The sequence below is a fragment of the Pleomorphomonas sp. PLEO genome, from assembly GCF_041320595.1.
In the GTDB taxonomy this organism is placed as follows: Bacteria; Pseudomonadota; Alphaproteobacteria; order Rhizobiales; family Pleomorphomonadaceae; genus Pleomorphomonas.
Window position 1 is genome coordinate 4,750,724 of the sequence record NZ_CP166625.1, and the last position, 26,580, is coordinate 4,777,303.

General features: G+C 62.0%; 24 protein-coding genes. 3 read left to right on the forward strand and 21 right to left on the reverse strand.

Annotated elements, in window-relative coordinates:
- The first annotated feature begins 34 nt into the window (after positions 1–34).
- Positions 35–1,672 carry an FAD-dependent oxidoreductase gene (locus tag AB6N07_RS22000; RefSeq protein WP_370675193.1) on the forward strand — a complete coding sequence of 546 codons (1,638 nt, stop codon included), beginning with the start codon at positions 35–37 and terminating at the stop codon, positions 1,670–1,672.
- The gene (locus AB6N07_RS22005) at positions 1,669–2,418 is read left to right on the forward strand and encodes a WecB/TagA/CpsF family glycosyltransferase (protein WP_370675194.1); all 750 of its coding nucleotides are present in this window, start codon (positions 1,669–1,671) and stop codon (positions 2,416–2,418) included. Before AB6N07_RS22000 ends, AB6N07_RS22005 begins: the two co-directional genes overlap by 4 nt.
- Here AB6N07_RS22005 and AB6N07_RS22010 read toward each other — a convergent pair.
- The 17 genes from AB6N07_RS22010 to deoC all read right to left on the reverse strand — a co-directional run bounded on the left by AB6N07_RS22010 (position 2,381) and on the right by deoC (position 20,953).
- A complete protein-coding gene (locus tag AB6N07_RS22010) occupies positions 2,381–3,625 on the reverse strand; it encodes a glycosyltransferase (protein ID WP_370675195.1) in 1,245 nt (414 codons plus the stop codon). The genes AB6N07_RS22005 and AB6N07_RS22010 overlap by 38 nt on opposite strands.
- Positions 3,616–4,503: a glycosyltransferase family 2 protein gene (locus tag AB6N07_RS22015; RefSeq protein WP_370675196.1), complete on the reverse strand. Its 888-nt coding sequence runs from the start codon at positions 4,501–4,503 to the stop codon at positions 3,616–3,618. Before AB6N07_RS22015 ends, AB6N07_RS22010 begins: the two co-directional genes overlap by 10 nt.
- Positions 4,500–5,780 (reverse strand): O-antigen ligase family protein, encoded by a 1,281-nt coding sequence (locus AB6N07_RS22020; RefSeq protein WP_370675197.1) that lies wholly within the window; start codon positions 5,778–5,780, stop codon positions 4,500–4,502. The genes AB6N07_RS22015 and AB6N07_RS22020 overlap by 4 nt, the downstream gene beginning before the upstream one ends.
- Positions 5,777–7,018: a lipopolysaccharide biosynthesis protein gene (locus AB6N07_RS22025; protein ID WP_370675198.1), complete on the reverse strand. Its 1,242-nt coding sequence runs from the start codon at positions 7,016–7,018 to the stop codon at positions 5,777–5,779. The genes AB6N07_RS22020 and AB6N07_RS22025 overlap by 4 nt, the downstream gene beginning before the upstream one ends.
- On the reverse strand, positions 7,015–7,680 hold the full coding sequence (locus AB6N07_RS22030) for a polysaccharide deacetylase family protein (RefSeq protein ID WP_370675199.1): 666 nt from the start codon (positions 7,678–7,680) through the stop codon (positions 7,015–7,017). The genes AB6N07_RS22025 and AB6N07_RS22030 overlap by 4 nt, the downstream gene beginning before the upstream one ends.
- Positions 7,681–7,714: 34 nt before the next feature.
- Positions 7,715–8,374 (reverse strand): sugar transferase, encoded by a 660-nt coding sequence (locus AB6N07_RS22035; protein ID WP_370675200.1) that lies wholly within the window; start codon positions 8,372–8,374, stop codon positions 7,715–7,717.
- Positions 8,371–9,471 (reverse strand): endo-1,4-beta-xylanase, encoded by a 1,101-nt coding sequence (locus AB6N07_RS22040; protein WP_370675201.1) that lies wholly within the window; start codon positions 9,469–9,471, stop codon positions 8,371–8,373. Before AB6N07_RS22040 ends, AB6N07_RS22035 begins: the two co-directional genes overlap by 4 nt.
- On the reverse strand, positions 9,472–10,464 hold the full coding sequence (locus AB6N07_RS22045) for a UDP-glucuronic acid decarboxylase family protein (RefSeq protein WP_370675202.1): 993 nt from the start codon (positions 10,462–10,464) through the stop codon (positions 9,472–9,474).
- A gap of 29 nt (positions 10,465–10,493) precedes the next feature.
- The gene (locus tag AB6N07_RS22050) at positions 10,494–11,954 is read right to left on the reverse strand and encodes a GumC family protein (protein WP_370675203.1); all 1,461 of its coding nucleotides are present in this window, start codon (positions 11,952–11,954) and stop codon (positions 10,494–10,496) included.
- 791 nt (positions 11,955–12,745) lie between these two features.
- Complete coding sequence (locus tag AB6N07_RS22055) at positions 12,746–14,272, reverse strand: sugar ABC transporter ATP-binding protein (protein WP_370675204.1); 1,527 nt, start codon at positions 14,270–14,272, stop codon at positions 12,746–12,748.
- A gap of 61 nt (positions 14,273–14,333) precedes the next feature.
- On the reverse strand, positions 14,334–15,335 hold the full coding sequence (locus tag AB6N07_RS22060; protein ID WP_370675205.1) for a sugar ABC transporter substrate-binding protein: 1,002 nt from the start codon (positions 15,333–15,335) through the stop codon (positions 14,334–14,336).
- 132 nt (positions 15,336–15,467) lie between these two features.
- Positions 15,468–16,415: an ABC transporter permease gene (locus tag AB6N07_RS22065; protein ID WP_370678299.1), complete on the reverse strand. Its 948-nt coding sequence runs from the start codon at positions 16,413–16,415 to the stop codon at positions 15,468–15,470.
- A 149-nt stretch (positions 16,416–16,564) separates the two neighbouring features.
- Complete coding sequence (locus tag AB6N07_RS22070; protein ID WP_370675206.1) at positions 16,565–17,467, reverse strand: sugar phosphate isomerase/epimerase family protein; 903 nt, start codon at positions 17,465–17,467, stop codon at positions 16,565–16,567.
- A 72-nt stretch (positions 17,468–17,539) separates the two neighbouring features.
- Positions 17,540–18,637 (reverse strand): Gfo/Idh/MocA family protein, encoded by a 1,098-nt coding sequence (locus AB6N07_RS22075; protein WP_370675207.1) that lies wholly within the window; start codon positions 18,635–18,637, stop codon positions 17,540–17,542.
- A gap of 69 nt (positions 18,638–18,706) precedes the next feature.
- Positions 18,707–19,207: an RbsD/FucU domain-containing protein gene (locus AB6N07_RS22080; RefSeq protein ID WP_134183849.1), complete on the reverse strand. Its 501-nt coding sequence runs from the start codon at positions 19,205–19,207 to the stop codon at positions 18,707–18,709.
- Between the two features lie 61 nt (positions 19,208–19,268).
- Positions 19,269–20,183 (reverse strand): ribokinase, encoded by a 915-nt coding sequence (locus tag AB6N07_RS22085; protein WP_370675208.1) that lies wholly within the window; start codon positions 20,181–20,183, stop codon positions 19,269–19,271.
- A gap of 29 nt (positions 20,184–20,212) precedes the next feature.
- Positions 20,213–20,953 carry a deoxyribose-phosphate aldolase gene (gene deoC / locus AB6N07_RS22090; protein ID WP_370675209.1) on the reverse strand — a complete coding sequence of 247 codons (741 nt, stop codon included), beginning with the start codon at positions 20,951–20,953 and terminating at the stop codon, positions 20,213–20,215.
- A 340-nt stretch (positions 20,954–21,293) separates the two neighbouring features.
- Here deoC and AB6N07_RS22095 point away from each other — a divergent pair, with 340 nt between their 5' ends.
- On the forward strand, positions 21,294–22,373 hold the full coding sequence (locus tag AB6N07_RS22095; protein WP_370675210.1) for a LacI family DNA-binding transcriptional regulator: 1,080 nt from the start codon (positions 21,294–21,296) through the stop codon (positions 22,371–22,373).
- Between the two features lie 59 nt (positions 22,374–22,432).
- On the opposite strand, the gene AB6N07_RS22100 is transcribed toward AB6N07_RS22095, so the two are convergent.
- From AB6N07_RS22100 to AB6N07_RS22115, 4 genes are all read right to left on the reverse strand, one after another.
- Positions 22,433–23,332: a dihydrodipicolinate synthase family protein gene (locus tag AB6N07_RS22100; RefSeq protein ID WP_370675211.1), complete on the reverse strand. Its 900-nt coding sequence runs from the start codon at positions 23,330–23,332 to the stop codon at positions 22,433–22,435.
- Positions 23,333–23,414: 82 nt separating this feature from the next.
- Complete coding sequence (gene fucO / locus AB6N07_RS22105) at positions 23,415–24,566, reverse strand: lactaldehyde reductase (protein WP_370674318.1); 1,152 nt, start codon at positions 24,564–24,566, stop codon at positions 23,415–23,417.
- A 25-nt stretch (positions 24,567–24,591) separates the two neighbouring features.
- A complete protein-coding gene (locus AB6N07_RS22110) occupies positions 24,592–25,464 on the reverse strand; it encodes an amidohydrolase (RefSeq protein WP_370675212.1) in 873 nt (290 codons plus the stop codon).
- Between the two features lie 152 nt (positions 25,465–25,616).
- A complete protein-coding gene (locus AB6N07_RS22115) occupies positions 25,617–26,567 on the reverse strand; it encodes an aldo/keto reductase (RefSeq protein ID WP_370675213.1) in 951 nt (316 codons plus the stop codon).
- Positions 26,568–26,580 lie beyond the last annotated feature (13 nt).

The window sequence follows — 26,580 nt, forward strand, 5'->3', positions numbered from 1 at the left end:
GGCTACCGATAGCTAAGGAATAAAGGGGAAATCGTTGATCTCTGCATCCTTAACCACTCCGCCAATCACCGAACACGACATCTGCGTTGTCGGGTCCGGCCCAGCAGGACTCGTTTTGGCACTCGAGGCGGCGCAACGCGGCAAACGGGTATTGGTGCTGGAATCCGGTTCGGTACATCCTGACCGGCTGCAGCAGGCCCTATCCGACGCCGATATCGTCAATCCTGCGCTGCACGATGACATGTCGATCGCCGTTGCCCGGCAACTCGGTGGCACCTCAAATCTTTGGGCGGTGCGTTGCCAGCCGTTTGATCCCATCGATTTCGAGGCGCGCCCCAGCCTTATCGATGCCAATTGGCCTATCCGCTACGAGGATATCGTTCCCTATTACGACCGAGCCGTCGATTACCTCACGGCTGGCGCCAATGTATTCCGGGCACCGATCGCCGGTATCGACATTAGCGACGAAGCCGTCGACTACACGCGCCTCGAACGTTTCTCGCGCGTCGCCGCCTTCCAAAAAGCACATGCCGGGGAGATCGAGCGTTCGACGTTGATTGACGTTCGCCTCGGGGCCACCGTCGTCGATATGACCTTCGAAGGCGGCCGCATCACCAGTCTGACAGTGGCCGACCGCGATGGTACGCGGCGTAGCCTGCCAGTGGGGACCGTCGTGTTGGCTGCCGGCGGCCTCGAAAGCACCCGGCAGTTATTGGTTCTCCAGCGCAAGCACCCTGACTTGTTGGGTGGCATGGATGGACCGCTCGGCCGCTATTACATGGGCCATGTCATTGGTGAAGTGGCTGACGTCACCTTCTCCACCGACGCCTTTGATGCCGCCTACGACTTCTACATTGACGAATACGGCTCCTATGCCCGCCGACGGCTGATCCCGTCCGACGCGGCGCAACGGGAGCAGCGCCTGCTCAACGTCTCCTTCTGGCCGGTGGTGCCTCCGGTCGCCGACTCCCGGCACAAGAGTGGCCTCCTGTCGATGGTGTGCTTCGCTTTTGCTCTGAAGCCTCTTGGCAGACTGGTCATCGCCGAGGCGATCCGGAAGAGACACATACCCGACGACCTGGCCATCTGGCCGCATATTGTCAACATTGTCAGTGACTTGCCACGTACTGTACTGAGCCTGACGCGCTTTCTTTATCGGCGCTACATCGCCAAGCCTCCGACGCCCGGCTTCTTTGCTCGAAATGCTGCGCGGCGATATGGCTTGTCCTATCACGCCGAACAGAGCCCTCAGCCCGACAGCCGTGTCACACTCACGGACGACTTCGACCGGCTGGGTGTTCCAAAACTCCGGATCGACTACCGCTTCGCGCGCGCCGACGCCGAGGCAGTGTGGCGCGCTCATGAGCACCTGGCCGGGTGGCTGTCGCGCAATGGCGTTGGCCACCTTGAGTATCGTCAGCCCCCAGAAGAGACGGTTGATGCCATCCTGGCGCTGGCCTCCCATGGAACGCACCAGATCGGCACGGCCCGCATGGCTTCCCGTCCGGAGGACGGTGTCGTCGACGAGAATCTTCGTTGCTTCGGCGTCGACAATCTCTATGTCGCCAGCTCGGCCGTATTCCCCACATCGGGCCAATGCAATCCAACGCTCAGCATTGCCGCCTTCGCGGTGCGGCTAGCCGAACACCTCTGCGATGGAGAACGGCCATGATCGAAATCCATCGTTTCCTCGACATTCCCATTAGTGCCGGGTCGATCGACGACATCGTTCGCCTGATCGTTGACGCGGCGCGCGGGGATCGAACCACCGTGCTGGTGACCCCGAATGTCCATCACGTGGTGGCGCTCGACCAGCAACTTCCCATGGAGACCGTTGCCGTCTACCGCTCCGCCGATCTTTTCCTCTGTGACAGCAAGGTGCTCGCTCGCCTTGGTCGTTGGAGTCACCTCGAATTGACGCCACGCACCGGCACCGACCGAGTGGCCGACGTGTTGGCGGCGCCTGGCAATCGTGACCTCGTCATTGCGATGGCCGGCCCGACACCGGCGCAAGCCGAGGCGATGGCCGCCCGCTTCCCCGATTGGCGCTTCAGCCTGATCGATATTCCAGCAAGGCTCGTCCGGGATACGCCGGAATGGCAAGCCGCGGTCCTGGCCGCGGCGCAGGCGGAGTGGCAGATCCTGCTCTCGTGCCTGTCGTTCCCAAAGCAGGAGTTGTTTGCGGCCGATGTGCGGGCAGCGCGCCCTGACAAAGGGGGCGTCATTCTCTGCGTTGGCGCCGCCGTCGATTTCCTGAGCGGCAGTCTGCCACGCGCACCGCAAAGCTGGCAGCGTTTCGGTCTTGAGTGGTTGCACCGCCTGCTGTCCGAGCCACGTCGCCTGTGGCGCCGCTATCTCGTGGACGGTCCGAAGGTATTCCTCATCTATCTTCGGCGCGTCCGAGCCGGCGAACCCTGATCGCTTCAGCGGCTTCTGCCACGGCCGCTCGGTAGCGGTTCATCGTTCGGTCCGGGGCGAGGCGCTCGTGGAGAATACCGGAAGCCGCGGCGATCCTCGCACGGTAGGCGGCGTTGTCAGCCACCAGCATCACCAGACCGGCCGCAATATCGGACACATTGCCGGCGCGGACACCGACACCCACGTCGAGACCGTCGAGATAGCCATCAATGCCCGATCCCAGTGTGTGAAGGATCGGTGTGCCGGCGAACAGCGCCTCGGGATAAACCATGCCGAAGGTTTCCTGATGCGAAGGCAATGCCATGGCGAGTGCCCCACGCAGATGGTCGAGCAAGGCCAAATGCGGCATGAAATCCCGGATTTGCACGCGCTCTTCAAGATCATGAGCCGCTATAAGGCTTCGCACGCGGGCAGCCGCCTCTTCTGGGCCTTCCCCGATTATCTCAAGGCTAATACCGGGAAGCCGATCGCGAACACGCGCAAAGGCGGCCAGCAGCTCAGGCAGTCCTTTTTTGTCGATTGCCCGTAATGACATGGGCGACACGATCACCGAATTCGGCGCAATCGGCTCGATGGTCGGCGCGGCGTTGAAGACGATATTGGGCAGGAACTCAGTCTTCTGAGGAACAATGCCCGTGTAGCGTTCGAAACTCTCCCGATACCAGGCCGACACATAAAAGATACGGGCGGCATCGCGGGCAATTCGGCGGAACAACGGCCGATAAGTCGGCTTCGACCGAAATACCTTGCGCTCCACCTCGCCGCGCATGGAGCAGAACAACGCGGCCCCAAAGCGTCGGGCAAGAAACCATCCGGCAACCCCCTCGAAGGTGAAGCGGTGGCAGTGCACAATATCGGGCTGCAACCCTTCGGCAGTGAGGAACCGGCCGATCCGCCGCGCCACCACGAACTGGCAGGCTGCCATGCCAATGCCAAAAGGGGGCGCGAAATAGCGATAGACAATCAAGCGCCGCCCTTTAAAATCTCCGAAATCGCGCCATTCGACCAGCCGCGGATCAACCACGCGCTGCAGCGATATGACGACCTGGGGATGGTCGGTCATGCGGTCGACGACCCGCACCACGGCATCGGTGATCGGTGGGGGGCGGACGGGATCGAGATAGTCCGAGGAGATGTGGAGGATCAGCGGCAGGTGGCTACCCTCTACAGCATCTCCGCCTGACTGCGCATCGCGGGTCATCCCCATGCCGCCATCGGCTTTGAACCGACGACGCCCTTGAGCTTGCCCCAATTGGTAGCGGCCCGCTTTCCGTAACGGAAGGCGCGCGGCCGATCGAACGACCTGAACACCAGCCAGAGCCCCATACCAACGGCAAGCTTTGTGGCAGCGTCGAGGGCAAAGGCCAGCTTTGCGGCCCTGCCATCATCCTTGAGGCGCGTCTCGGCATAGATCTGACCACCACGGACGGCGCGCCGCAACGCATAGGCCGGCGTGGCACGCGTCGGCGGAATATCCTCGTGCGCTCGCGCCCGATTGGTCACCACCATGCGGCCACCAGCAGCGGCAAAGCGGAGAAAGAAGTCGTGATCCTCGCCACCCGATCGGCCGAAGGTCGGATCGAAGCGCAGACCACCGAGAGCCGTTCGACGGATCAGCGTATTGCCGGTGCGCCCATGTGGATGGCGGCGACCGTCATCGTCCCAATTCCAGTCCTGGAACAGCGGATCGGCAGCGACAAACCAGGCCGGTGTCCCCTCCGGATAACGGGGAAACACCGGTCCGAACACCGCGTCGGCGGTAAAGTCGCGGGCGGCGGAAAGATGGCCCTCGAGCCAGTCCGATTCCACCGTTTCGTCGTCATCGACGAAGATCAGCCAATCGCCCTCCCCCACATCGAGACAGGCATTGCGGGCGAGTGAGACGTTCCCTGCGCCGACAGCCACGATACGCACCGACAACCCGAAGTCGCGACCGGCGATAAGCCGCAACACCGCGCCGTCCGGGCTGTCATCGGCAACGATAACCTCGACACTTTCCCCCTTGGGAACGCGGGCTTTCGCCACGCTTTCGAGCGTCGACAACAGGAAAGGGCGGCCCATGCTGGCGACCAAAACGGAGATCATGTCAGAGACCTCCCATTTCGGATTGTCACGGCCGCCAGCATCATCAGCACCAAAAGAACGTTCGCGGTGGTCATGCCGTGCAGCCAATCGGTCTCGAGCAGGTTCTGCCATAGCGTATAGAGCAGACATGATGCCATCAGAATACCGGCGCCGGTGTCCTGGTCGATCAGCCGATCGATCCACCAGGCGATCATCAGAACGATCGCGAGCAGCAGAGACAGCGCGATCATTCCCCCCTCGAGCGCCAGATCGAGATAGCCGTTGTGGGAGTGTGGCGTCCGCGCGATGAAGGTGTCGGTCATGCGCGCGGCTGGCGACTCCGGCCCGATGCCCCAGAAAGACTGGAAACCCCAACCGGTCCAAGGGCGTTCGGCGATGTGGGCCGCCGAGAACTTCCAGATTTCCGTGCGCCCGGTGAATGTGGGATCTCCACTCACCAGCAAAGACACGTCCCGATAGTCAAACCCTGGTACGCCACCACTCATCAGGAAGGCCGAGGGTATGGTGAGGACAATCATCAAAATCGGCATCGCGATCCTAAGGCGACGGCGAACCGACACGGCAAGAACGGCCGCCGAAGGCGCCAGCAGCAGCATGCCCAAGGAGGTTTTGGACTGACTTACGAGCAACAGACCGACGATGGCAGGCAAACACAGGAAACCTGCCACTCGCACGCGATGGTCGGCACGCGTCAGCGCGTAGATGGCGAACAGGCCTGCGATCGTAGCGTTGGCCCCGAGCGTATTCTTGTGAGAATAAATACCAGGGAAACCGATCGATGTTGTGGGAACGATGGCGATCGAGACGACGTTGACAGCGATCACGACGACCGTCACCCAGAACATCGGTCTCAGAATATCATCCAACCGATCGGACAACAGTAATGCCGGCATGAGGCTAATGATCAGCAGAATGTAGAGCGACAACCGGGCCAGCGTCATGGCAGGGACGAGCGCCCAGGCCGCGGTAAGAGCCAGATAGCCGAAGAAGACGAACAACAGGCACGCCCCGAACGGCCGGAAGCGACCGATCCGATGACGTTCGGCGATCAGCAAGATCACCGCGAGGACGGCAAGACCTGGGAAAAAAAGCCGGTTCAGGATACCCGGCTGCACCTCTGCCACCGGGCCGGTGGAAAGATCGGCAGGCACGTAGTCCCTGGAGTAGATCAGCGGCCAGATCAGCATGAAATAGGCGAGCTCAATGGCAGGCAACAGCCTGGCGAACCGACGACGATAGCCTGTTCCGATCGCGCCATAGGTGATCGCATCACTCATAGGAAGTTCCTCTCGCGGCCCTTAGCGGCCGACGATCTGAGGTCCCGTAGCGTCAGCGCTCCAAAAACCACGCATTCGACAAGGGAAACGCCGGCAAGCCCGAGCACGGCGGCCGACGCGCTGAGGCCGGCGGCCAGCAGCGCGAGCACCAGCAGCGGTACGACAACCGCGCCGACAAAGCCGACGAAGGCCAGCGCCCGAAACTTCCGCCGAGCCTCCATCAGAGCTGCCATCACCGACGTCTGACCGGCGACCAGCGCGTAGAGCCACCAGCAGAAAAGAGTGCCCGCCATGTCGCCGTAGCGGTCACGGAAGGCATAGGCGTCGATATAGGGCCAGGCTAACAGGAGAAACAGCCCGTAGAGGATGGCGGCGCCAGCGACGATCGCCGCTCCGGTGCGGAAAAGACGCACCACCGCTCCGATCTCACCGCGCTTCAGATCCTCCACCATTCTGGGACGGGCGACCCGGCACCATGCCGTGCCGACAAGCAGCAGCGGCGAAACGCCAACCCGCCCGGCGTTGAGCATGCCGAGCGCCGCCGCGTCGCGCATCCTTTCCACCAAAAAGACGTGGCTGCGCGCCATGACCTCGTTTTGAAGAGCCCCCTGCAGCGCCCACCGCGTGTCCTTCCAGACTTGCCGGTAGGCAGAAAGGTGAGCCGGCAGTCGGCGAAAATCAGCCTTGAGGTCGAAGCGACACACCACAAAGGACAGACAATTACCGGCGGACAGGGCTGCGAGGACGGCCGCCGGCGGCGCCAGCACCTGCCAGAATACAACCGCGAACACGGCCGCGGAGCCGAGTGCGATCACGTCGTAAATAAGCGTGCGGTGAATGCGGCCCTTCACGACCATGAGGTTGCGCGCGTATTCACGGACCATCCCCGTCAGGAAATAGCTGGCGGTGGCGAGCGACAGAAGGGGATCGGCGCCGATAATGGCGGCAAGGCCAAGGCTTGCTGGCAGCACAAGCAACGTCAGCGCCAGATTGGCCGAGGTGAGCATCGACAGGCTCGCATCGGCTTCAGGCGGCTCGCGGCCTGGAAGCAGGTAATTGAGCGGCATGACGATCAGCGCGTTCTGCGCGGAGACGGCGAAGAAGCTACCAGCCAGCAGGAAAGCGAAGCGGCCGAACTCGTCGGGCGTTGCGAAAGCGATGAACGCGAGGTTGAGCAGGAGGCTGAAAGCGCTGTTTAATGCCTGATCGACCAGGGAAAGAAAAACGGCCTGCTTCATGACACACCGAAGAGTGATCTGAAGCGGGTCGACAAGTGGCGCAGCCGGCAGCGGGCGACGTCAGACCAACCACCCTGGCGCTCAGCGACCGCCAGCACTATCGGGATATTGCCGGATTTTAGCATGTTGCGCGGCTTGATCGCCGTCGACACCAGCGCGAGGCCGGGCCTGCAGGTATGCACCTCCCGAAAGCCCATGGCGAACAGACGATCGAGAATGCGAATATTGAAGCGACCGAAGGGCGGCGCCACGATGTCGACCGGCCGGCCGATAATGTCCTCGATCACATTGCGCCCTTCGCTAACGTCATCGAGAAATTCCCGCTCGGGTATCGACGTCCAATCGATGTGACGGGCGCCATGAACGCCTATCTCCATGCCGAGGGCGGCGAGAGCGCGGAGATCGGAGGGCGCCAAGCGGCCGGGCTGGCCGAGGACGCTGGTCGGCACGAAGAAGATACCGTCAACTCCGTGTCGGATGAGCCAGGGGGCGAGCAGATCGATATCGGAGCGGAAGGCATCGTCGCTGGTGATCCGAAGCTTTGCCCCAGTGCTTCGGCTCACATCGAGAAGACTGCCGAGAAGCGGCTCCACTGCCGAAAACGGCATCCAGGATTTCAGTTCGTCACCACAGGCGTCCGGCACCTCGGAGAGATCGTGCACGCCAACGATCAATTCGAATCGAGATCTGCCATGCTCAGGCACCACCGCGCACCTCCGATCTCCACGGCGACCACCAGGGCAAAACCGTCGCGACAACGATGAGGAGATCGAGAGCGAAGGACCAAGTATCGATATAGCGAAGATCCTGCGCGACACGGGCGGCCATGGACTCGGTAGTCGGCGTCGGGCCCCGATGACCGGTCACTTGGGCGAGACCGCTCATGCCGGGTCGGACGGCGTAGCGGCTCATGTAGCCGGGAATGACCTGGCGATAGTGTTCGTCAAGCGCGAGCGGATGCGGACGGGGACCGATCAGCGACATGTCACCGACGAGGACGTTGAAGAGCTGCGGCAACTCATCAATGCTGGTTAGGCGAAGGATGTTGCCAAGGCGCGTGATGCGGGCATCGCCAACAGCGGCCTGGCGGAAGGCCTCACGGCTCGCCGTCGCAGTCATCGTGCGAAATTTGTAGATGCGGAAGGTCCGGCCACCAAGACCGTAGCGATCCTGCGGAAACAATACTGGTCCGGGGCTGTCGAGCCGAATCAGAGCCGCAACAAGGACAAGGAGCGGCGCCAGCAGTACCAGACTTGCGGCAGCCCCCAGGATGTCTAGGGCACGCTTGGTCCATGACTTGATGGCCGCCGGACGGTCGATCGTAACATGCGCTGTATCGTCGATGAATTCGGTCATGTCGGGTGCCTCGTCCTGGTCGAAGCAAAAAGCGAAGCGAGCGTATTGCGCATCGGCGTCGGCCTATAGGCATCGTCAAAAGGAAGGCCTTGGTTGTCGGCCATGTCGGGTGAACGGTCACGCAGCCAGCTGTCGGCGTCCGAAAGCCCCCAAGTGACGACGCCAGCAAGCGCCGAGCTATCGATCGCCACGGACAGTACTTTGGCAACTTCGGTCGCGGCTCGTTGGCGGCGCGCAACGATCGACCGACGAGCAGCGTCAGGTGCCTCGGTAACGTCGAGCTCGGTGACGGCGATAGTCAGACCAAGCTCTTCAATATGTTTAAGAAAGCGGCGGAAAATCTGCTCGTTAAAGCGAAGGCGGGTATCGAGGTGAAACTGCATGCCGAAGCCGTGAATGGGAACGTCAGCCTTGATCAGTCGCTCGAGAAGATGAAGCACGCCGGTGCGCCGACGTTCCTGCCAATCCTCGGCGTAATAGAGATGATCGTCGTTGAGGTAGAGGCGCGCGGCCGGTGCCGCGTCTGCGGCGATGCGAAAAGCCTCCGCGACATAATCCGGGCCCAGCATGGCATAGAAGGGAGTGCGTCGCATGAGATCCGCACCGTTGTCATAGGGTTCGATTGCCTCATTGACCACGTCCCATTCGAAGATCGCATCGCGATAGCGCCCTGCCACGGCTGCTATGTGCGGGGCGAGAAAACGCTTCCAGTCAGCGGCGCTGGACAGACCTTCGGCACCTACCGGCAAGTGCTCATGCCAGATCAAAGTGTGACCACGCAGCCGCTTGTCATTTCGCTTTGCACTGTCGACGATCGCATCGGCCGCGCGATAATCGGATGCTTGCCCCAATGCCTGGACGAGCGCACCCCATTTCATTTCCCAAGCCGGCACCCAGACCGAACACTCCTCGGCGAAGAAACGGACATGCTCGCTGCCAACAGCAACATCGGCGCGCGTCACCGCCGAGCCGAAATAGCGCCCGGACCGGGCGGCGACCTCACCGAGGGCAACCCGTCGCTCGGCGGACAGCGTCGGTCCGGCGAGCGAGAGCCCGGCACAGGCAGCAAGCAGAGAGCGACGGCTGAGGGACTGCATTCAAATGGCTGACCGAAGAGGCAGGAATCGATCGCCGGGAGACTGTCCAGAGACGACCTCCCGGAAGTAAGCGATGGTTGGCCCGAGGCCTGCTTCCAGCGAAACAGCAGGCCTCCAGTCCAGCAGGCTCTCTGCCCTCGAGATATCAGGTCGCCGACGGCGCGGATCATCGGCCGGTAAGGGCATAAAAGAGACCGATGAATGCGAACCGGTCATTGCGACGACCATTGCAGCGAGTTTGGTCATGCTGAATTCGCCGGGATTGCCAAGGTTGATCGGCGTCCGGACGTTACTTGCCATGAGGCGGACAAAGCCCTCGACAAGATCGTCGACATAGCAGAAGGAGCGGGTCTGCGATCCATCGCCATAAATGGTGATTGGCTGGTCCCGCAGGGCTTCCACGACAAAATTGGAGACGACGCGGCCGTCGTCCGGCTGCATGCGCGGTCCGTAAGTATTGAAGATGCGGGCGATGCGGATATCCGCGCCCTTCTCCGCGGCATAGGCATGGAATAGTGCTTCGGCGGCCCGTTTGCCCTCGTCGTAGCAGGCGCGCGCTCCAAACGAGTTGACGTTGCCGAAATAGTCCTCGGGTTGAGGATGGACCAACGGGTCGCCATAGACCTCGCTGGTCGAGGCCAGCAATACACGGGCACCCGATCGCAACGAGAGATTCAGCACGTTGATCGCACCGAGAAGATTGGTCTTAAGCGTGCGGATCGGGCTCTCCTGGTAGTGGGGAGGCGATGCTGGGCAGGCGAGATGATAGATCTCATCAACCCGAAGGTAGGGAAGTGGATCGGCGACATCCGCTTCGATCACTTCGAGATCGGGCCTCGAGGCATGGTGCAGATGGTTCAAACGACTGCCGGTATGAAAATTGTCGAGGCTGACGACCTTATGTCCGTCCCGGAGCAGACGATCACAAAGATGACTGCCCAGGAATCCAGCTCCACCGGTAACGAGAACCGTCTTCTGATTGGATGAGCGCATTTGTCGACTACACCTTACTAACGGAGATCTTACTCAGCGGCGGCGAGATTCCGCCTTCGCAACGGCGAGACGGAAGACTGGCGCCGTCGTTTGGGAGGACCGACGAGCAAATAGAGAAGCCAGGCCGTACCAAAGCCAGCCACGCAGCCGAGGAAGATGCTGGCGGCGAGCACCACCAGCGCTTTGGGTGCGCTGGGGTTCATCGCTGGCTGCGCCTGGGAAATGATGCGCGCCGTCGTTGTCGGCAGCGAGATTTGCTCGCGGGCCTGCTTGGCCTTGGTGGTAAAGCTGTCAAAGAGCTCACGGTTCTGCTTGGCGGTCTGCTCGAGTTCCTTGAGCTTCACGGAAGCAGCGTTTGAGCGCGTGAGATTTTCCTGCGACTTGGCCAGCATGTCCTTGAGCGCGGCCTGCTGCCCGGTAGCCGAGCGATAATCGGCTTCGGCCTTGGCAAAAACGCGGGCGAGTTCGTCGTCGAGCGCCTTTTCGAGGGCCTTTCGCTGCTTTTGCGCGCGAAGGAGTTTGGGATAGCGGGGCCCGTAGGTATCGGAGAGTACGCTCTCCTCGGCGCGTGCTTGGCCGATTTCCACGCGCAACTGGCTTGCTATCTCCGACACCGATGCCCCGGCGCCGTTGTTGCGCAACGTCTCAAGCGCAACTCTGGCTGCCTCTGTTGCAACGGACGCGCTGACGAGTTGGCTGCTCAGTTCTCCTAACTGCCGCTCGGCCAGTGGAACGCCATCGGTATCGAGCAGACCATTTTCGCGACGATACTCTTCAACGGCTCGCTGAGACTCCTCAGCGGCTCGACCGAGTTCGGCGAGACGCGCCTCGAGACTTGCTGCCGACTCGCGGGCGCTTGCGTCGACAACGGTCTGTCCGTTGTTGACATAAATGTCGGCCAATGCATTGGCCAACAGTGCGGAACGTGCCGGCGCGCTCGTGGTCACGGAAACATTGAGAACGTAGGTGTTGTCCACGCGCTTAACTTCCACGGCCTTCTGCAAGGCGGTGAGGGCGCGATCAAAGGGCGGAACGTCGGCCGCGGGAGTACGGTCCGGTCCATAAAGAACCGCACCCGCCAAGCCACGCAGGTCCGCCAGTACCCCAGTTGCAACCGCTATGAACGAGGGATCGGTGTCGAGCCTCTCTTGTTCGACCAGAGTTCCGAGAACCGATCGGGATGTGAGAATCGCCATCTGGCTGTCGACCAGCGCGCCATCGGCTCCCTGCGACGACGAGCCCATACCAGTCGGCGCCACGCCGAGGTCGACGAGGCTGCGCTCACGCGGATCGATGAATATGGAGACGGTGGAGGTATAGGCCTTGGGTGCCAGCCAGACGAAGGCAAACCCAGCCAGAACGCACAGGAGTGCTATGCCTGCCACTAGCCGCCAACGGCAAGTGAAGGCACGCACAAGCGTGCGCAAATCCTCGGCGAGGCTAGCCTCGCCGGATTGGCTGCCCGATTGCTCGGGCCCAACAATTTTCATAGCACCGACCCACAAGTGACGCGTGCGTTTCGAACGGTTCCAATATCATGAACGGTCCGGAGCTGCCCGAAAGAGTCAAAGACTGGTTAACAGAAATAAATCACCTTGAAATTAAAATGATTAAAAACAAGGCACGGAACTGCCATTCGTTCAGTGCATTTCCGTCGCCGCCAACCTGCAGCCGTCTGGATTGACGCTCAGACAGAATTCCACAGGCGCGAAAGATCGGCTCGGCCATATTACGAAGCGGCGCTTCATATCTCCGGCGCTTCCTCGTCATCGGCGAGCACCACGCGGTTCGGTATCCAAAGGAGCATGTCGGCAGAGGGCGCCGGCAGAGCCACCAACTGCCTCACAAATTGGATAACGACGGCAGGCTCGACCCTCCGGATATGCGCACAGGACGGTCGCCAGCCCTTGAGATGCGACCGCTTTTCAAGCCCGTATATTGGCTGCGAGGGTCAAGCCCTGCGATTTGAACCTGCGGGTTAAGTGATTGATTTTGAGGATGCTGGATTTTCAAATAAACAAAACCCCAGCAACTCATTGAGTTGGCTGGGGCTTTTCGTTTGTTTTGGTTGCGGGGGCAGGATTTCATCTTAACTTGCGACGTATCGATCTCGTACACGCGGTGAAAGATTTACTGGGCGCAGAGGGGCGTATCGGGCTTTTTCGTAGTGTCACATAGGAGATGGTTGCGACAGCCTTTGGCGGAAGGTCAAGAATCGGGATCTAACAACTTCAGCGAATAGCCTGTGCTCCTCACTCATCCTTTATCAGAATATCCGCGCTCAATTCAGGTGCCGGAAGGCGTCGCGCATCAGATCGACCGGCGTGGTTTCTGCAACTTTGTGAAGACCACCGACCCGGCCGTTCGACAGCACCAGAATGCGTGAGGCGATCTGGAACAATTCGAGCATGTCCGAGGATGCGACGATGATCGACATCCCGTCGTCGGCCAGCCGCCGGATGATCTCATAGACCTGCTCCTTGGTGCGAACATCGACGCCATGCGTCGGCTCGTCGAGCAGGAGAATGCGTGGGCCGACTGAAAGACAGCGAGCCAGAATGCACTTCTGCTGGTTGCCACCCGACAGCGTCGAAATCGGCTGCTCGGCATCGCGCATGACAATGCCGAATTCGCTCGTCGCCCTTGTCATCATGTCGGTCTCGGCGGCGACATCAAGGACTCCGAAACGGCCGAGCCTTGGCAGAGCAGAGACCGAGACGTTTTCCCTGATAGGTCGGAACGGCAGAATGCCATTGAACTTGCGCCCCTCGGGGAGCAGCGAGACGCCGTCCCGGATCGACGCTTGCGGGGATTTCGGCCGATAGGACGCACCGTCACGCTCGATGCTGCCTTCGACGATGGGTCGCAAACCGTAGATCATTTCGAGCACTTCGGTTCGACCGGCGCCGACGAGGCCGAAAAGGCCCAGAATTTCGCCCCGGTGGAGATCAAAGGAAACGTCGCGAACGAGACCGCCGTCGCCCAGGCCGGTTGCCCTCAATACAACCTCGCCCGTACCGCCATCGGGACGGGAGGCGCCGATTGGCACTTGGCGGCCTGCCATGTCGGCGACGATACGACCGCGATCGGTCTTGGACGATGGCGTATTGCTGATCAACCGGCCGTCGCGCAACACGACGATGCGATCGCAAAGATCCAGTGCTTCCTCGATGCGATGGCTGATGAAGACGATGGCGACGCCGCGGTCGCGCAGGCGGCGTAGCAGTGTGAACAGACCGCGCACTTCGTGCGGAGTTAGCGAGCTGGTCGGCTCGTCGAGCAGCAACAGCTTGAGGTCGCACCGCAACGCCTTGGCGATTTCCACGGCCTGTTGATCGGCAACCCGGAGGCTGTCCATCGGCGCGTCGGGGTGGATATGGGAGGCTTCGATCTCGGCGAGCAGCGCGGTCGCCCGCCGATGCATTTCCTTCCGGTCGACGATGCCGTGCCGACAGCAATAGTCACCCAGGAACATGTTCTCGGCGACGGTCAAGGCACGGATCACCGACAGTTCCTGATGGACGACAGCGATACCGGCATCGAGCGCCGCCTTCGGACCGGACCAGGACAAGGGGGAGCCAACGAAGACCATCTCGCCGGCGTCGGCCGGAAAAGAGCCGGAGATGATGTTGAGGAGCGTTGACTTGCCTGCGCCGTTTTCCCCCAGCAAGGCAACGATCTCGCCGCCATTGAGTTCGAGGTTGATGTCCTCGAGCACCTGAACACTGCCGAAAGCCTTGGCTAGATGGTGAATGGCGAGCACCGCCGATAGTGCCGACCCCGCGTCGTGGCCGATCTGTTGCATCATCCTCTCCCTCCTCCGAAAAAGCGGGCCGGCGGCCACCTTATGAGGGCCGCCGGCCAGCTCGTCACTGACGAGCGCCCTTGCCGAGGGCGACACGCGAGGGCACTACCACGTCGGTCGGATACTCGGTCTTGAAGGCCAGCATGTTGTGCAACATCACCAAGCTGTCGAAGGTCTGGCGGGCCGGCGACTGATCGACGAGGGCCAGCATTTCGCCACCATCCTTGTATTGCTGCTTGGACGGCAGATCGTCATAGGCGACCACGCCGACCTTGCCGGTCATGCCGGCGTCGCGCACCGCCTTGGCCGCACCTTCCGATCCGCCGGCGGTGACGTAGACGAGGGTCAGGTCGGCGTTGGAAGTGATGGCATCCGACGTGATGGTATAGGCGGTGGCATCATCGTCCTTGTTCTCATAGGGACCTATGATGGCGACATCCGGCGCTTCCTTCTTGATGAGATCGAGGGCGCCGTTCATGCGATCGTTGTGCTGGGCCGCGCCAAGATAGCCGGTGATGACGGCAATCTTGCCCTTGCCTTGCAACTGCTTCAGCATGAACTCGCCGGCCGACTTGCCGGCATCGTAGGCGAGCGTGCCCATGCCCACGGTGCGCTTCGAACGCTCAGCCGAGTCGGCGATGAAGGCGATGAGCGGGATGCCCTCGTTGACCACTTCGTCGACCTTGGAGACGGTACCATCGAAAATGGTCGGCGCGGCGATACCCTGGTACTGCTTGGCGAGCGCGCCATCGAGGCCAGCCACCATGATCTCCGGCGTCAGCGACGTGCCGAGCTGAATGTAGTCGACCGTCGTGCCGAGCGGCTTAAGATAAGCCTGCGCGGCGGCGATGCCGATGTCCGCCGCCTCCCAGAAGGCGGTGCCCTGATAGCTGAGAACGGCGATCCTGAGCGGCTCGGGCGCTGCGCCCTCAGCCTTCACCGAAGCACCGAAAGCGACGGCGTCGGCGGGCAGATCGGTGTCGCCGGCGCTGGCCGAGGCCACCGTCGCCAAAGCCATTGCGCCGGCGAGCGTGGCGATCAGCGTTCCCTTGCGAAAAGCGGTCATTTCCTATTCCTCCAGTTGTGCGGGACGTCCCGCGGCGGCTTGCGTGCCGCCTCTTGGAACCGGCGTCCGTTCGGGCTCCTCCCTTCAGAGCGCCGGTTCGCATTTCATTGAGATGCCAAGGTGGCGCCTGTTTCAGTCGTCGGTGCCGCGGCGGGTGAAGCTGTCGGCGCCGACAGCGAGGATCACCACGAGACCGATGGTGATGGTCTGCCAGTAGCCGGAGACGTTGAGCAGCACGAAGGCGTTTCGCAGCAGCCCCATCAGCGCCGCGCCGACTACCACTCCGGGGATCGAGCCACGGCCACCGCTCATGGCGACTCCGCCAAGGATGACAGCCGCGATGACGTCGAGTTCGTAACCGAGCCCTAGGCTCGGGTTAGCGTTGGTCAGCATGCCGCCGAGCAGAAGACCGCCGAGACCGGACAGGGCACCGCAGATGACGAACACGGCGACGCGGGTTCCCTTGACGTCGACGCCGGCAAGGCGAGCGGCGCGGGCGTTGTCGCCCACCGCGTAGATATTGCGGCCCCAGCGGGTGCGGGCAGCGAAGAACCAGACGGCCAGGAACAACAACACCAGCAGAATGAACTGCACGGGAACGCCGCCGATGCGGCCATACCCCAGCCATGCCACCCAGTTGTCGAAGCGCACCGGCGATCCGTTGGTGGCGAGCAGCGCCGCGCCGCGCGCCACCGATAGCGTGCCGAGCGTGGTGATGAAGGGATTGATGCGCGCCCTGGTAACCAACAGGCCGTTGACGGCGCCGACCACGGTTCCGATTGCCAGCGCGGTGATCAGCCCCAAGAGGGGAGAGCCGGTGGCGGCGGTAGCGAGCGCCGCCAGAACGGCGCTGAGGCCGATGATCGAGCCAACGGAGAGATCGATGCCGCCGGCAATGATCACCAGAGCCTGCCCGAGCGAAACGATGCCGACCACGGAGATCTGACGACCGACGTTGGCGAGATTGCGCGAGGTAAGAAAGAATTCACTGGCAAAACTGAGGCCCAGAAAGACCAGGATCAGCATCAGGAAGACGGCTGTTTCTCGCCGTCCCCGCAGAGTTTGCACAAAAGCGGACATGTTGGTCACTAGCTCCTCCCGAGAACCATGGCGCGTTCTGGCGCCCGTCGTTCTCCTCCCGACGGTCGCCATATCGGCCGGCACTTTCTCTTTTTGGGGATTTCAGGCCGACCGGTCGCTGGCTCGACCGATCGGCGTGATCACTCGGTTTAGGCGCCGATCTTGCGCAGTACGCCGTCGACGAAGCGCTTGGCACGCGGCACGTCAGCCTCGTCGAGATGCTCGATGATCAAGGGCATGTTGGGATGCAATGCCGCGAGGCGCTTCAGATAGAGTTCATAGTTAAGCGAGCCAAGACCAGGAGCTGGTAGCTCGACGGCGCCGGCGCCGCGGAAAGTATGTGCTTCCGACGCGTCGATATGGGCGTGCTTTTCGGCGGCGTTTTCGGCGCGCTTGCAGTCCTTGGCGTGGGCTATCCGGATGCGTGGACCGAGCGCGTCGAAGATCTCGTTCAGCGTTTCGTCGATGTGGCCGATGTGGGCGTCGTCGAAATAATTGGTCGGGTCCATCAGCAGGCCGAGGCCGGGATGTGGCACGTCGGCGAACAGCCGTTGCAGCTCGCGCACCGAGCCAATGACGTTGTTGACGTAGTTCTCGACCAGAAAGACGGCGCCGTGATCATAGGCTTCCTGGGCGAGTTCCTCGATCACCTTGACGCAGGTCTCGTAGCCTTCCTCCGTCTTGTTCTTCGGGTCGTGAACCCAGTCGCTCTCGGTGTTGTAGGTGCCTGTTTCCGAGATGACATAGGGCGTGCCAAGATCGCGGGCGTGGCGGATGATCTCCTTCAGCGCACTCACCCGGCGGCCTCGCTCGGCAAGGTCGGGATGGATGATATTGGTGTAGCTGGAGATGCAGGCGATCGGCAGGTTGGCGTCGCGGAAAGCGTCGCGCACCTTGTGGCACTTGTCCTTGGTCACCGTTCCCGGCGCGAAATCGATGTCCTTGAAGGCTAGATCGAGCTGAACCGTGCTGAAGCCATGCCCCTTGAGCTTGGCAATGGTTTCAGCGAGGGCATAGGGGAAATAGCCGGTGAAAATACCAACGGGGATCATGTTGTTTCCTCCCTTTCGCGCGTGGTTGACAGCGCCGTCCGGATCCTCCTCCGGGCGGGCCGCAGTCGTTGATCAGAGACTGAATTCGTCGAAGCGCACGGTCCGTTCCTCGGCGATCGACCGGTAACAGGCCTCGACGCAGGCGAGCGTTTTGAGGTTGTCACGACCCGACAGTTCGGGTTCGACGCCCTCCTCGATGGCGCGCATCAGCTGGGCCATAGGCCCAGCGAAGGCATCCGGGAACCAGACGGCATCCCAGCTCGGTGCAATCCAGGCCTTCGGTGTGCGCGTAGTCGTGAAAGCGAAGGTCGACGGGGTGCGGGCCGGATATTTGGGCCAGCCGATGCTGCCTTTTGCCAGCCCTTCAGTCCCCTCGACACGCCAACGAATGTAGATGTCGTCGTCACTTTCGCCCTTGGGGCCGGTCCAGACATCGTCGAGGCTGGTCGCCATCAGACCGTTCGTATACTGGAAGGTATACTGGGTGATGCCGTCGATGTGCTCGAACTTCGTCCGGGGATCGTGGCGGGCAAGGCAGGTGATCTTTTCCGGGTCGCCGAACAGGAAGCGGAAGGCGTCGATGTGGTGGATGCCCATGTTGATGAGCTCCACGCGGCGATACTTGTGCAGGAAATCCTGCCAGTGGGGGATGGCCCGCATTTCAATGGTGGCCAGCACCGGCTCGCCTAGCCAGCCGCGATCGAGCAGCGATTTCAGCGCCCGGATCGACTGGTCGTAACGCATGTTGGAGTTGACCGACAGGGCGATGCCCGCGTCATTGGCGATCTTCACCGCCTCACGCGCTTCATCAAGTGACATGGCGAGCGGCTTCTGTGCCTGAATGCCGCGAATGTGCGAGGCTTGGCTTGCAGCCGCGCGGATAACCTCGATCTGCAGATCTGGCGGGATGGCAATGTCGAGGATCTGCACTTCAGGGTCAGCGACAAGGTCCTGCCAACGGTCATAGACGACGCCGATGCCGTGCCGCGTGGCTGCCGCCTCGGCATGGGTCCGATTACGGGAGGCGATGGCGTAGGGATTGAAGCCGACCTGGGCATAAGCCTCCAGGTGGCAGTCGTTCATGATGAAGCCGGAACCGATGCAGCCGATGCGCATCGAACGGTCACGCGGCATCGGCGGCGCAATACCGAAGTCGAGATCCAGGGTCATGCTCATCTCCTCCCATTTTCTGGTCGGAGCCGGCCTCCACCGGCTCCGCTGTCTTGTCCTTGTCGCGGTTCAGCCGAGCGCGGGCACCTCCTTGGCCGTCATACGGGCGCGGCGCTCCACATAGGCGGGCAGCGGTTTGACGTCGGACTCTGCCGTAAACCAGGCGAAGGGATCGGTGCTGGCGACCAGCGCGAAGTTGGCCCACGGCGCGAAGGAGCCGGAGCGGATCACCACTTTGGCACGATGGGCAAAGTCGCCACACAGTGTCTCGTGGGTGGTACCCTTGAAGACCGCGCCGGAACCAGTGAAGATCTTCTGCACGTCAGCGTAAAGTGAGGGATAGCAGTCGCGCACTTCGGTTGCGAAATGCACCTCCTCGAAGAAGGCCTCGCCAACGATTACCCGCAGGATATCGCGCACGTCGGGAATGCCTTCCCAGAAGCCGAGGTCGATGCGGTTGGCATCCGGCGGGATCGGGAAGCCGGCATCAGTGACCATCACGACGTCAGTATGGCCGAGCGTGGCAATGGCCTCGGCGAGGGCCGGATGAAGAATGCGTCCTGGTCTCATTTGTCTTTCTCCCAGCGGAGCGCGCGCGGCACTCCACCTCCATTTCAAGTGTTGATCGCGCTCACTGAGCAGCCAGGAAGGCGTTCACCTCCGCGCGGCCGTGGTAGGAGGGAACTGTTTCCCAGCGCGTGCAGCAAAGCCCGGCAACAGCGTTGGCAAAACGCGCCGCTTCCGGCAAAGGCTTGCCCTCCGACAATGCGACGGCAAGGCCAGCGTTGAAGCTATCGCCGGCACCGTTGCTATCGACCACGTCGACCGGGCACGGGGCGATCGTGGTCGAGCCGTCGCGCGTGAAAACCCGGGCGCCAGCGGCGCCGAGAGTCATCACCACAGCCCGGCAACCACGCTTCAGCAGAATGGCGGCGATATCGGCGAGCGGCACATCGGCTTCCGGTGGCAACCCCGCGACGATGCGGGCCTCGGTCTCATTCGGCGTGACGATATCGACCGCCGAGAGGTCCGCGTTGCGCAGATCCCGGGCCGGCGCCGGATTGAGGATGGTGGTCGCGCCCGCTGCCTTGGCCTTGGCAAGACCATAGAGCGCCGTCTCCAAGGGAATTTCGAGCTGCGCCAGCGCTACCTTGGCTCCCTTGAGAAGCAGCGCTGACGCATCGATGTCCGCCTTGCCGAACAGACTGTTGGCACCCATGTCGACAACGATGGCGTTATGGCCGCGCGTGTCCTTGATGATGATGCCGACGCCGGTCGGCTTGCCAGGATCGACCCGAAGGCCTTTGACATCGATCTTTTCGGATCGCATCAGCTCGGTAAACTCACGACCGTGGGTGTCGTCACCGACGACACCCACATAGGCGACAGAGGCGCCAAGACGGGCGGCCTGCACAGCCATGTCCGACCCTTTGCCGCCATAGGTTTCACGATAGTCACTGCCGAGCAGCGTCTCGCCCTCTCCGGGGATACGATCGGCGGTGATGACCAGCGCCTTGGCATAGCTGCCGATGACGACAACAGACATGGCTGTCCTCCCGTGTCTCTTACGCCAACTCAGTAGTTCGCCAGGTTGCCGGCGCGGCTCTCGACGATTTCCGGGCCGGAGCTGGTGCCGACCAGTTCGGCGCCGGCCTCGAACATCGCCTTCATCTTCTCGATGGTGTTGACCTTGCCGGACACCTTGACGCGGCAGGGCGCCTTGATGTTGGCCTTGAGAATCCGAACATCCTCGACGGTCGCCGCGCAACCGCCTTTGCCCCAGCCGCTCGACTGCTTGACCCAATCGATGCCGGCTTCAAAGGCATAGCGGGCCGCCTTGATCTTCAGTTCCTCGGTGGTGATGTAACCGAACTCGAGCATGGCCTTGACCCTCATGCCGCCGTCGTGGGCGGCTTTGGTGACGGCCTTCAGCTCCTCGAAGTATTCCTTTTCCATGCCGCCGAGCAGGAAGCCGGGGTTGGGCGGGAAGTCGAATTCGTCGGCGCCTTCCTTGGCGAGCTCGCGCACAACAGCCACCTTCATGGCGGTGGTGTCGTTGGCAATCGGGAAGTTGCAGGTGGTGGCAACGCGAACGCCTGTGCCTTTCAGCACTTCCTTGGCGAGCTTCACCCAGCAGGGGCCGATCATCGCAGCATCAAAACCGTACTTCTGGCAGATCTCCAGATGCTTCAGCAGGTCCTCGCGGGTGAGGTCGGGGTTGACGTTGGTGAACTGAATGGCCTTGGCGACCTGCTTGGGATCGTTGAAGTCGATCATCTGGCTCTCCTTGCGCAGTCCTGCATGAGGGATCGCCATGCGCAACCCCGGGGACTGAATGATGTATTTTGGCGTCTATTGCCCAGAAAGGACCAAATCCCCTCTGGAACTGACGTCTACATTCGACGCAAAATGGTGTCAATTATGGAATCTTATGTGTTGCGAAATGGTGTTTTTTGGTGTTATGCAGAAATCATCGAGCTTGAGTGACAACACCTTGTCAAAGCTGCCGAATTGAAAAATCTCGATGAAAGCCATTAAGCCTAAAGGCTGAGACGGTCGTCGCTGTGGTTTGCGCTCACCTGTGGGCGAAGCGCGAACTTCGGACATCATTCGGGCTCGCTCGGGAATGCCGGGCGCGGACCCGACGGGGGTGGAATTGGACAACAGACGAGCCACGCTGACCGATATCGCCGCCAAGGCCAAGGTCTCGAAAACGACGGTCGACCGCGTGCTGAATGGCCGGGACGGCGTGAAGGAACGCACGCGGAATCAAGTGCTGTCGGCGGCGATCTCGCTTGGCTACCTTTCCCAAGATGAGGCTGGGGTGCCGAGGGTCATCGACGTGGAAGAACTGCCGGCGCCCCCGCCCGCCGCGGAGCCCGCGCGCCCGCTCGTTCTCGACTTCGTCCTTCCGGGCGGCGCCAATATGTTCATCACGATGTTGGCCGCAGGCCTCACCCGCGCCGCCCAAAAGGAAGGCGTTGAAGCGCGCGTTCGCTCCATCAAGGGATTCGATCCCGAGGCGTTGGCCGAGGTACTATCGGGCCTGGCCGGTCAGTCGCAGGGAATTGGTGTGATTGGCGTCGACCATCCGGCGGTGCGGGAGGCCATTCGCAACGTCGCCCGCTCGGGCGTGCCGGTTCTCACCCTGGTCTCCGACATCTCAAACGTGGCGACCGCAGGCTATGTCGGCATCGACAACCGCACGGCGGGGCGCCTCGCTGGCCATCTGCTCGGCCGCTTCGTCGGCAAGCGGGCCGGATCGGTAGCTCTGTTCGCTGGTGCGCTTGCCTACCGAGGTCACGAAGAGCGCGAAATGGGATTTCGCCATGTGCTGCAGGAGCGCTACCCGAACCTCGTCATTGCCGTGCATCGCGAAATCCAGGACGACCCTACCCGCGCTTACGCTGAGGCGAAGGCGGTTCTGTCCGAGTTGCCCGATCTAGTGGGCCTCTACAACATCGGCGCCGGAAACCGGGGGGTGGGGCAAGCGTTGAGCGAGTCTGGTCGGGCTGGGGATATCGTCTTTGTCGGCCATGATCTGTCCGAGCATACGCGGCGCCTGCTGCTTTCCGGGGTGATGGACGTGGCGATCGATCAAAATCCGGAAGCTTTGGCGCGTCTCTCGGTGCAACGCCTAGTCGCCGCCGTTCGCGGCGAGGTGCTTGCGCCTTTATCACCCCTGCCGGTGCTGCCGGTATTCAGTGAGAATATTCCCGCCGATTTCGGAGATTGAAATAAAGTGGACGACGACACCTGTGCGGCCAGCAAGTACCGTCGTCCGCCGGAAGGTCCTTAGAGAAGACCTGCTCTTCGGAGCGCGGCTTCGACGACCGGCTTGTTTGCCGGATCGATGGGGGCGGCCGGTGGCAGTACCGCAACGGAAATATCCTGGCCGGTCAGGCGCATCGCTTCCTTTACCACCGCGTAGAACGGATTCTCGATGGCGTAGAGATTGGGGACGTGGACGAGCCGCTGCTGCAGCGCCACCGCCGTGGCGTGATCACTCTTGCGATAGGCCTCGTAGATGCCCACCGTCAGTTCAGGCGCGAAATTGGCCGAAGCCGGCACGACACCGTCGCCGCCCATGATCAGGGTGCCGTAGAGATATTCGTCATATCCGGCGAAGACCAGGAAGTCGGGCCGGGCGTCCTTGATGACGTGGATGGCGCGACGGATATGGCTCAGCGTGTCGACCGTATCCTTGAGGCCGGCGATAACAGGGCAATCAACAGCCAGACGCTTCAGCAGATCCGGCGACAAGTCCTGCTTGGTGACACCGGGGAAATTGTAGATCATCAGAGGCAGTTCCACCGCCTCCGCCGTGTCGCGGAAATAGCGGTAGATATTCGCCTCGGACAAAGCGGCATAATAGGGATTGATCGCCACGACGCCATCGGCTCCGTGCGCCTTGGCGTGAAGGCCAAAGCGAATGGTCTCTGTCGTGCTCGGCCAGGAAATCCCAATCAGGGTCAGCAGGCGACCAGCAACTTTCTCCAGACAGAATTCGGCGATCTCAAGACGCATCTCGGCTGACATGTGGGCCGTTTCGCCAGCGCTGCCGAGAAAGAACAGGCCATGGACGCCGCTACCGACGAGGCGGTCGATGAGACGGCCCTGACCTTCACGATCGAACTTACCGTCGGCGGTAAACAGGGTGACGACGGGCGGGATGACGCCGTGAAAACGTGACAATAGAAAATCTCCTCTGGTTCATTGGCAGGGCGTGACCCTCGGCCACGCCCTCGATAGGCATGAGGGTGAAAACCAGCCCGGATCAGAGGATCGAGCGGTAGAGCGCCTCGATGTCCGCAATGTTGGTATCGCGCGGGTTGCCACCGGTGCAGACGTCGGCGAACGCCGCCTTGGCGAGCGCCGGAATGTCGTCGGCCTTGACGCCGACTTCGCTCAGCTTGGCGGGAATACCGACATCGGTGGAGAGCTTCTGGACGGCGGCGACAGCCGCCTTGCGGGCTTCGGCAATCGACATGGCCTCGGTACCCTTGACGCCAAGCGCGGCGGCGATGGCGCGATATTTCTCACCAGTGAAGTCGGCATTGTAGGCCATCAGCGTCGGCAGCAGCACTGCGTTGGCGACACCGTGCGGCGTGTTGTAGAAGGCGCCGAGCGGATGGGCCATGCCGTGCACCAGACCAAGGCCGACGTTGGAAAAGCCCATGCCGGCGACATACTGACCGAGAGCCATCTCCTCCACGCCCTTGGGATCGCCAGCGCACGAAGCGCGCAGCGACCGGCCGATGATCTCGATCGCCTTGATATGCAGCGCGTCAGTCAGCTCCCAGGCCCCCTTGGTGATGTAGCCCTCGATGGCGTGGGTCAACGCGTCCATGCCGGTGGCGGCCTTGAGCGGCTTGGGCATGGTGGCCATCAGCTCGCTGTCGATAATGGCGACCAGCGGAATGTCATGCGGGTCGATGCAAACGAACTTGCGGCGCTTTTCCTCGTCGGTAATGACGTAGTTGATGGTCACCTCGGCGGCGGTGCCGGCGGTCGTCGCCAGCGCGATAATCGGCACCGACGGCTTCTTGGTGGGGGCGAAGCCTTCGAGGCTGCGCACGTCGGCGAATTCCGGATTGTTGGTGATGATGCCGATCGCCTTGGCGGTATCCTGCGGCGAACCGCCGCCGATGGCGACGAGGTAATCGGCCTTGGCGGCTGCGAAGGCGGCGACGCCCTGCTTGACGACACCGATAGTCGGATTGGGCATGACCTTGTCGAACAGCTCGTAAGCCAGACCGGCCGCGTCCATCAGGCTCGTCACCTTGGCAACCGTGCCGGCCTTGACCAGCACCGCGTCGGTAACCACCAGCGCCTTCTTGTAGCCGCGGCGCTGCGCCTCACCGACCAGCTCGGCACGGGCGCCGGCGCCGAAATAGGACGTCTCGTTGAGAATCATGCGATGGGACATTGGGATTTTCCTTGTTGCCGCCGAACTAGTTGGCGATCCGGTAGACGCGCGCCGCATTGAGCGCAAAAATCTTCATGAGAGCAGTTTCCCCACATTGCGCGACCACGCCGTGGACGGCATCAAGCCAAGGGCGAAGCGGCGTTCCGAGTTTGCAAACGGGATAGTTCGACGCCCAGATCAGACGATCCTCGCCGAAAACCTCGAAGCAGAAATCGATGGCGCGCCGAATCGACTCCTTGGCCGATCCGAGATCCAGACCAGACAGCTTGCACGCCACGTTCGGGCACTCGCCCAACTGGGAGAATCCGACGCGCCAGGTTGCCAACTTCGGGCTGTCAGGCCCTTCGCTCAGAAAGGCGGGGCCGGGGTTGCCACAATGGTCAAGGACAATCCGTGTTTCAGGAGCTGCCTTGGCAAGCGCCGCGAGATCACCAAGTTCGCCTTGGCGCATGCAAGCGTCAAACGCGAGGTCCAGCTCTCCGAGGCGCTTGATGTTAGCCACGAACTCCGGCTTGATGCAGACTCCCGCCGGGCTGGCAGGCGTATGCAGCACATGCCTAACGCCCTTGAGGCCGGCGTCTCCCAGCCAGGGCGCCAGTTCGTCGCGCACGTTTTCGCTCAAGAGGTCGGCCGCGACAACCGCGCCCGCCAATGGACTGTCGCCCTTCCGGATGCGATCGAGGATCAGCTGGTTCTCGTGCGCCCTGTCCTGCGGCGAAGCGTCGATCTCCACGTAAATAGCGCGATCGAGCTGCCACTCACCATTTGAAGGGCCAGCCTCGGAGCGCCAATCATCCAAAGTAAAGGTTCGCAGGAGCGAGGGCGCCTCCGGAAGCCAAGGCGGCACAAAGTCTGCCATATCCCAAAGGTGCAAATGGGCATCGATAATCGGAAGCATGAAATGTCTCTCCGGGACGGCTTCAGCCGGGGGACCCGTCGACCTGATGGATGCATCAGACCGGCGGGCGAACGCTCCGGATCGGAATGAATAAGCATCCGCCTGTCTGCCCGATCGGCGCGGCGGATGCTGCTTGGCAGGCTCCGTCCCGTTCAGCCGCCGGCCTTGCCGCCATTACCGGGCAGCACGTCCCAGCCAGCATCCATCACCGGCGCCAGGATCGCCTCCACCTGCTTGAGCAGAGTGGCGTCCGGCTCGCTATCGGCCCAGCGGGCATTTTCCCGGACATTATGGGCGTTCGCGGTGCCGACCACGGTGGTGGCGATGCCGTGCTCGTGGCCGGTGGTCAGCGCGAAGCGCATCGCCAGTTCGGAGATATCTGTTCCCGCCAAGGTGCAAAGGCGTGCTGCGGCGGCCACCAGCTCGAAAACGCGCTCGTTGCCCGGATGCCAGGAGGGCGCGCCGCGCGTCGTCAGCAATCCCATGCCGAGCGGGCTGGCGTTGAGCACGCCAATGCCCGCCGCCGCGAGGCGCTCGGCCACCGGCGCCAGTCGCCGATCCTGCAGGGTATAGGTGCAATAGGCCATCACCGTATCGACCTGCTCTTCGACGGCTATCTTTTCGACAACGTCGAGGCGGTAACCGGTGACACCAATGAAGCGGACCACGCCCTCTTCCTTCAGCTTGCGCAGCGTCGGCAACGCTTCGTTCCTGAGTTGGGCAAGGTCGCCGTATTCGATGTCGTGGCACTGGATGACATCGATATGATCGGTGCCAAGGCGCCCGAGGCTGGCCTCGATCGACCGCTTGGTTGCGTCGGCGGAAAAATCCCAGTCCTGGTCACCGTAGCGGCCGATCTTGGTCGCCAGCGTGTAGCTCTGGCGAGCGAAGCCCTTCAGCGCTTTGCCAAGCGCCGTTTCCGCCGTTGTCAGGCCGTAGTAGGGCGCGACATCGAAGTAATTGAGGTCGCATTCGAGTGCCGTGGCCACGGTGGCATCCGCTTCGTCCTGCGACACCGGATGGTAGATGCTGCCCAGCGACGCAGCTCCCATCGCCAAAGCCGGAACCTCAATCCCGGTCCTCCCCAGATCATGGCGTCTCATTGTCTTCCCTCTC

Bases quoted from the DNA above. Each gene is read 5' to 3' on its own strand.
- AB6N07_RS22005 (WP_370675194.1), top strand. From the start codon at position 1,669: ATGATCGAAATCCATCGTTTCCTCGACATTCCCATTAGTGCCGGGTCG.
- AB6N07_RS22010 (WP_370675195.1), bottom strand. From the start codon at position 3,625: ATGGGGATGACCCGCGATGCGCAGTCAGGCGGAGATGCTGTAGAGGGT.
- AB6N07_RS22015 (WP_370675196.1), bottom strand. From the start codon at position 4,503: ATGATCTCCGTTTTGGTCGCCAGCATGGGCCGCCCTTTCCTGTTGTCG.
- AB6N07_RS22020 (WP_370675197.1), bottom strand. From the start codon at position 5,780: ATGAGTGATGCGATCACCTATGGCGCGATCGGAACAGGCTATCGTCGT.
- AB6N07_RS22025 (WP_370675198.1), bottom strand. From the start codon at position 7,018: ATGAAGCAGGCCGTTTTTCTTTCCCTGGTCGATCAGGCATTAAACAGC.
- AB6N07_RS22035 (WP_370675200.1), bottom strand. From the start codon at position 8,374: ATGACCGAATTCATCGACGATACAGCGCATGTTACGATCGACCGTCCG.
- AB6N07_RS22040 (WP_370675201.1), bottom strand. From the start codon at position 9,471: ATGCAGTCCCTCAGCCGTCGCTCTCTGCTTGCTGCCTGTGCCGGGCTC.
- AB6N07_RS22045 (WP_370675202.1), bottom strand. From the start codon at position 10,464: ATGCGCTCATCCAATCAGAAGACGGTTCTCGTTACCGGTGGAGCTGGA.
- AB6N07_RS22050 (WP_370675203.1), bottom strand. From the start codon at position 11,954: ATGAAAATTGTTGGGCCCGAGCAATCGGGCAGCCAATCCGGCGAGGCT.
- AB6N07_RS22055 (WP_370675204.1), bottom strand. From the start codon at position 14,272: ATGATGCAACAGATCGGCCACGACGCGGGGTCGGCACTATCGGCGGTG.
- AB6N07_RS22060 (WP_370675205.1), bottom strand. From the start codon at position 15,335: ATGACCGCTTTTCGCAAGGGAACGCTGATCGCCACGCTCGCCGGCGCA.
- AB6N07_RS22065 (WP_370678299.1), bottom strand. From the start codon at position 16,415: ATGTCCGCTTTTGTGCAAACTCTGCGGGGACGGCGAGAAACAGCCGTC.
- AB6N07_RS22070 (WP_370675206.1), bottom strand. From the start codon at position 17,467: ATGATCCCCGTTGGTATTTTCACCGGCTATTTCCCCTATGCCCTCGCT.
- AB6N07_RS22075 (WP_370675207.1), bottom strand. From the start codon at position 18,637: ATGACCCTGGATCTCGACTTCGGTATTGCGCCGCCGATGCCGCGTGAC.
- AB6N07_RS22080 (WP_134183849.1), bottom strand. From the start codon at position 19,207: ATGAGACCAGGACGCATTCTTCATCCGGCCCTCGCCGAGGCCATTGCC.
- AB6N07_RS22085 (WP_370675208.1), bottom strand. From the start codon at position 20,183: ATGTCTGTTGTCGTCATCGGCAGCTATGCCAAGGCGCTGGTCATCACC.
- deoC (WP_370675209.1), bottom strand. From the start codon at position 20,953: ATGGCGATCCCTCATGCAGGACTGCGCAAGGAGAGCCAGATGATCGAC.
- fucO (WP_370674318.1), bottom strand. From the start codon at position 24,566: ATGTCCCATCGCATGATTCTCAACGAGACGTCCTATTTCGGCGCCGGC.
- AB6N07_RS22110 (WP_370675212.1), bottom strand. From the start codon at position 25,464: ATGCTTCCGATTATCGATGCCCATTTGCACCTTTGGGATATGGCAGAC.
- AB6N07_RS22115 (WP_370675213.1), bottom strand. From the start codon at position 26,567: ATGAGACGCCATGATCTGGGGAGGACCGGGATTGAGGTTCCGGCTTTG.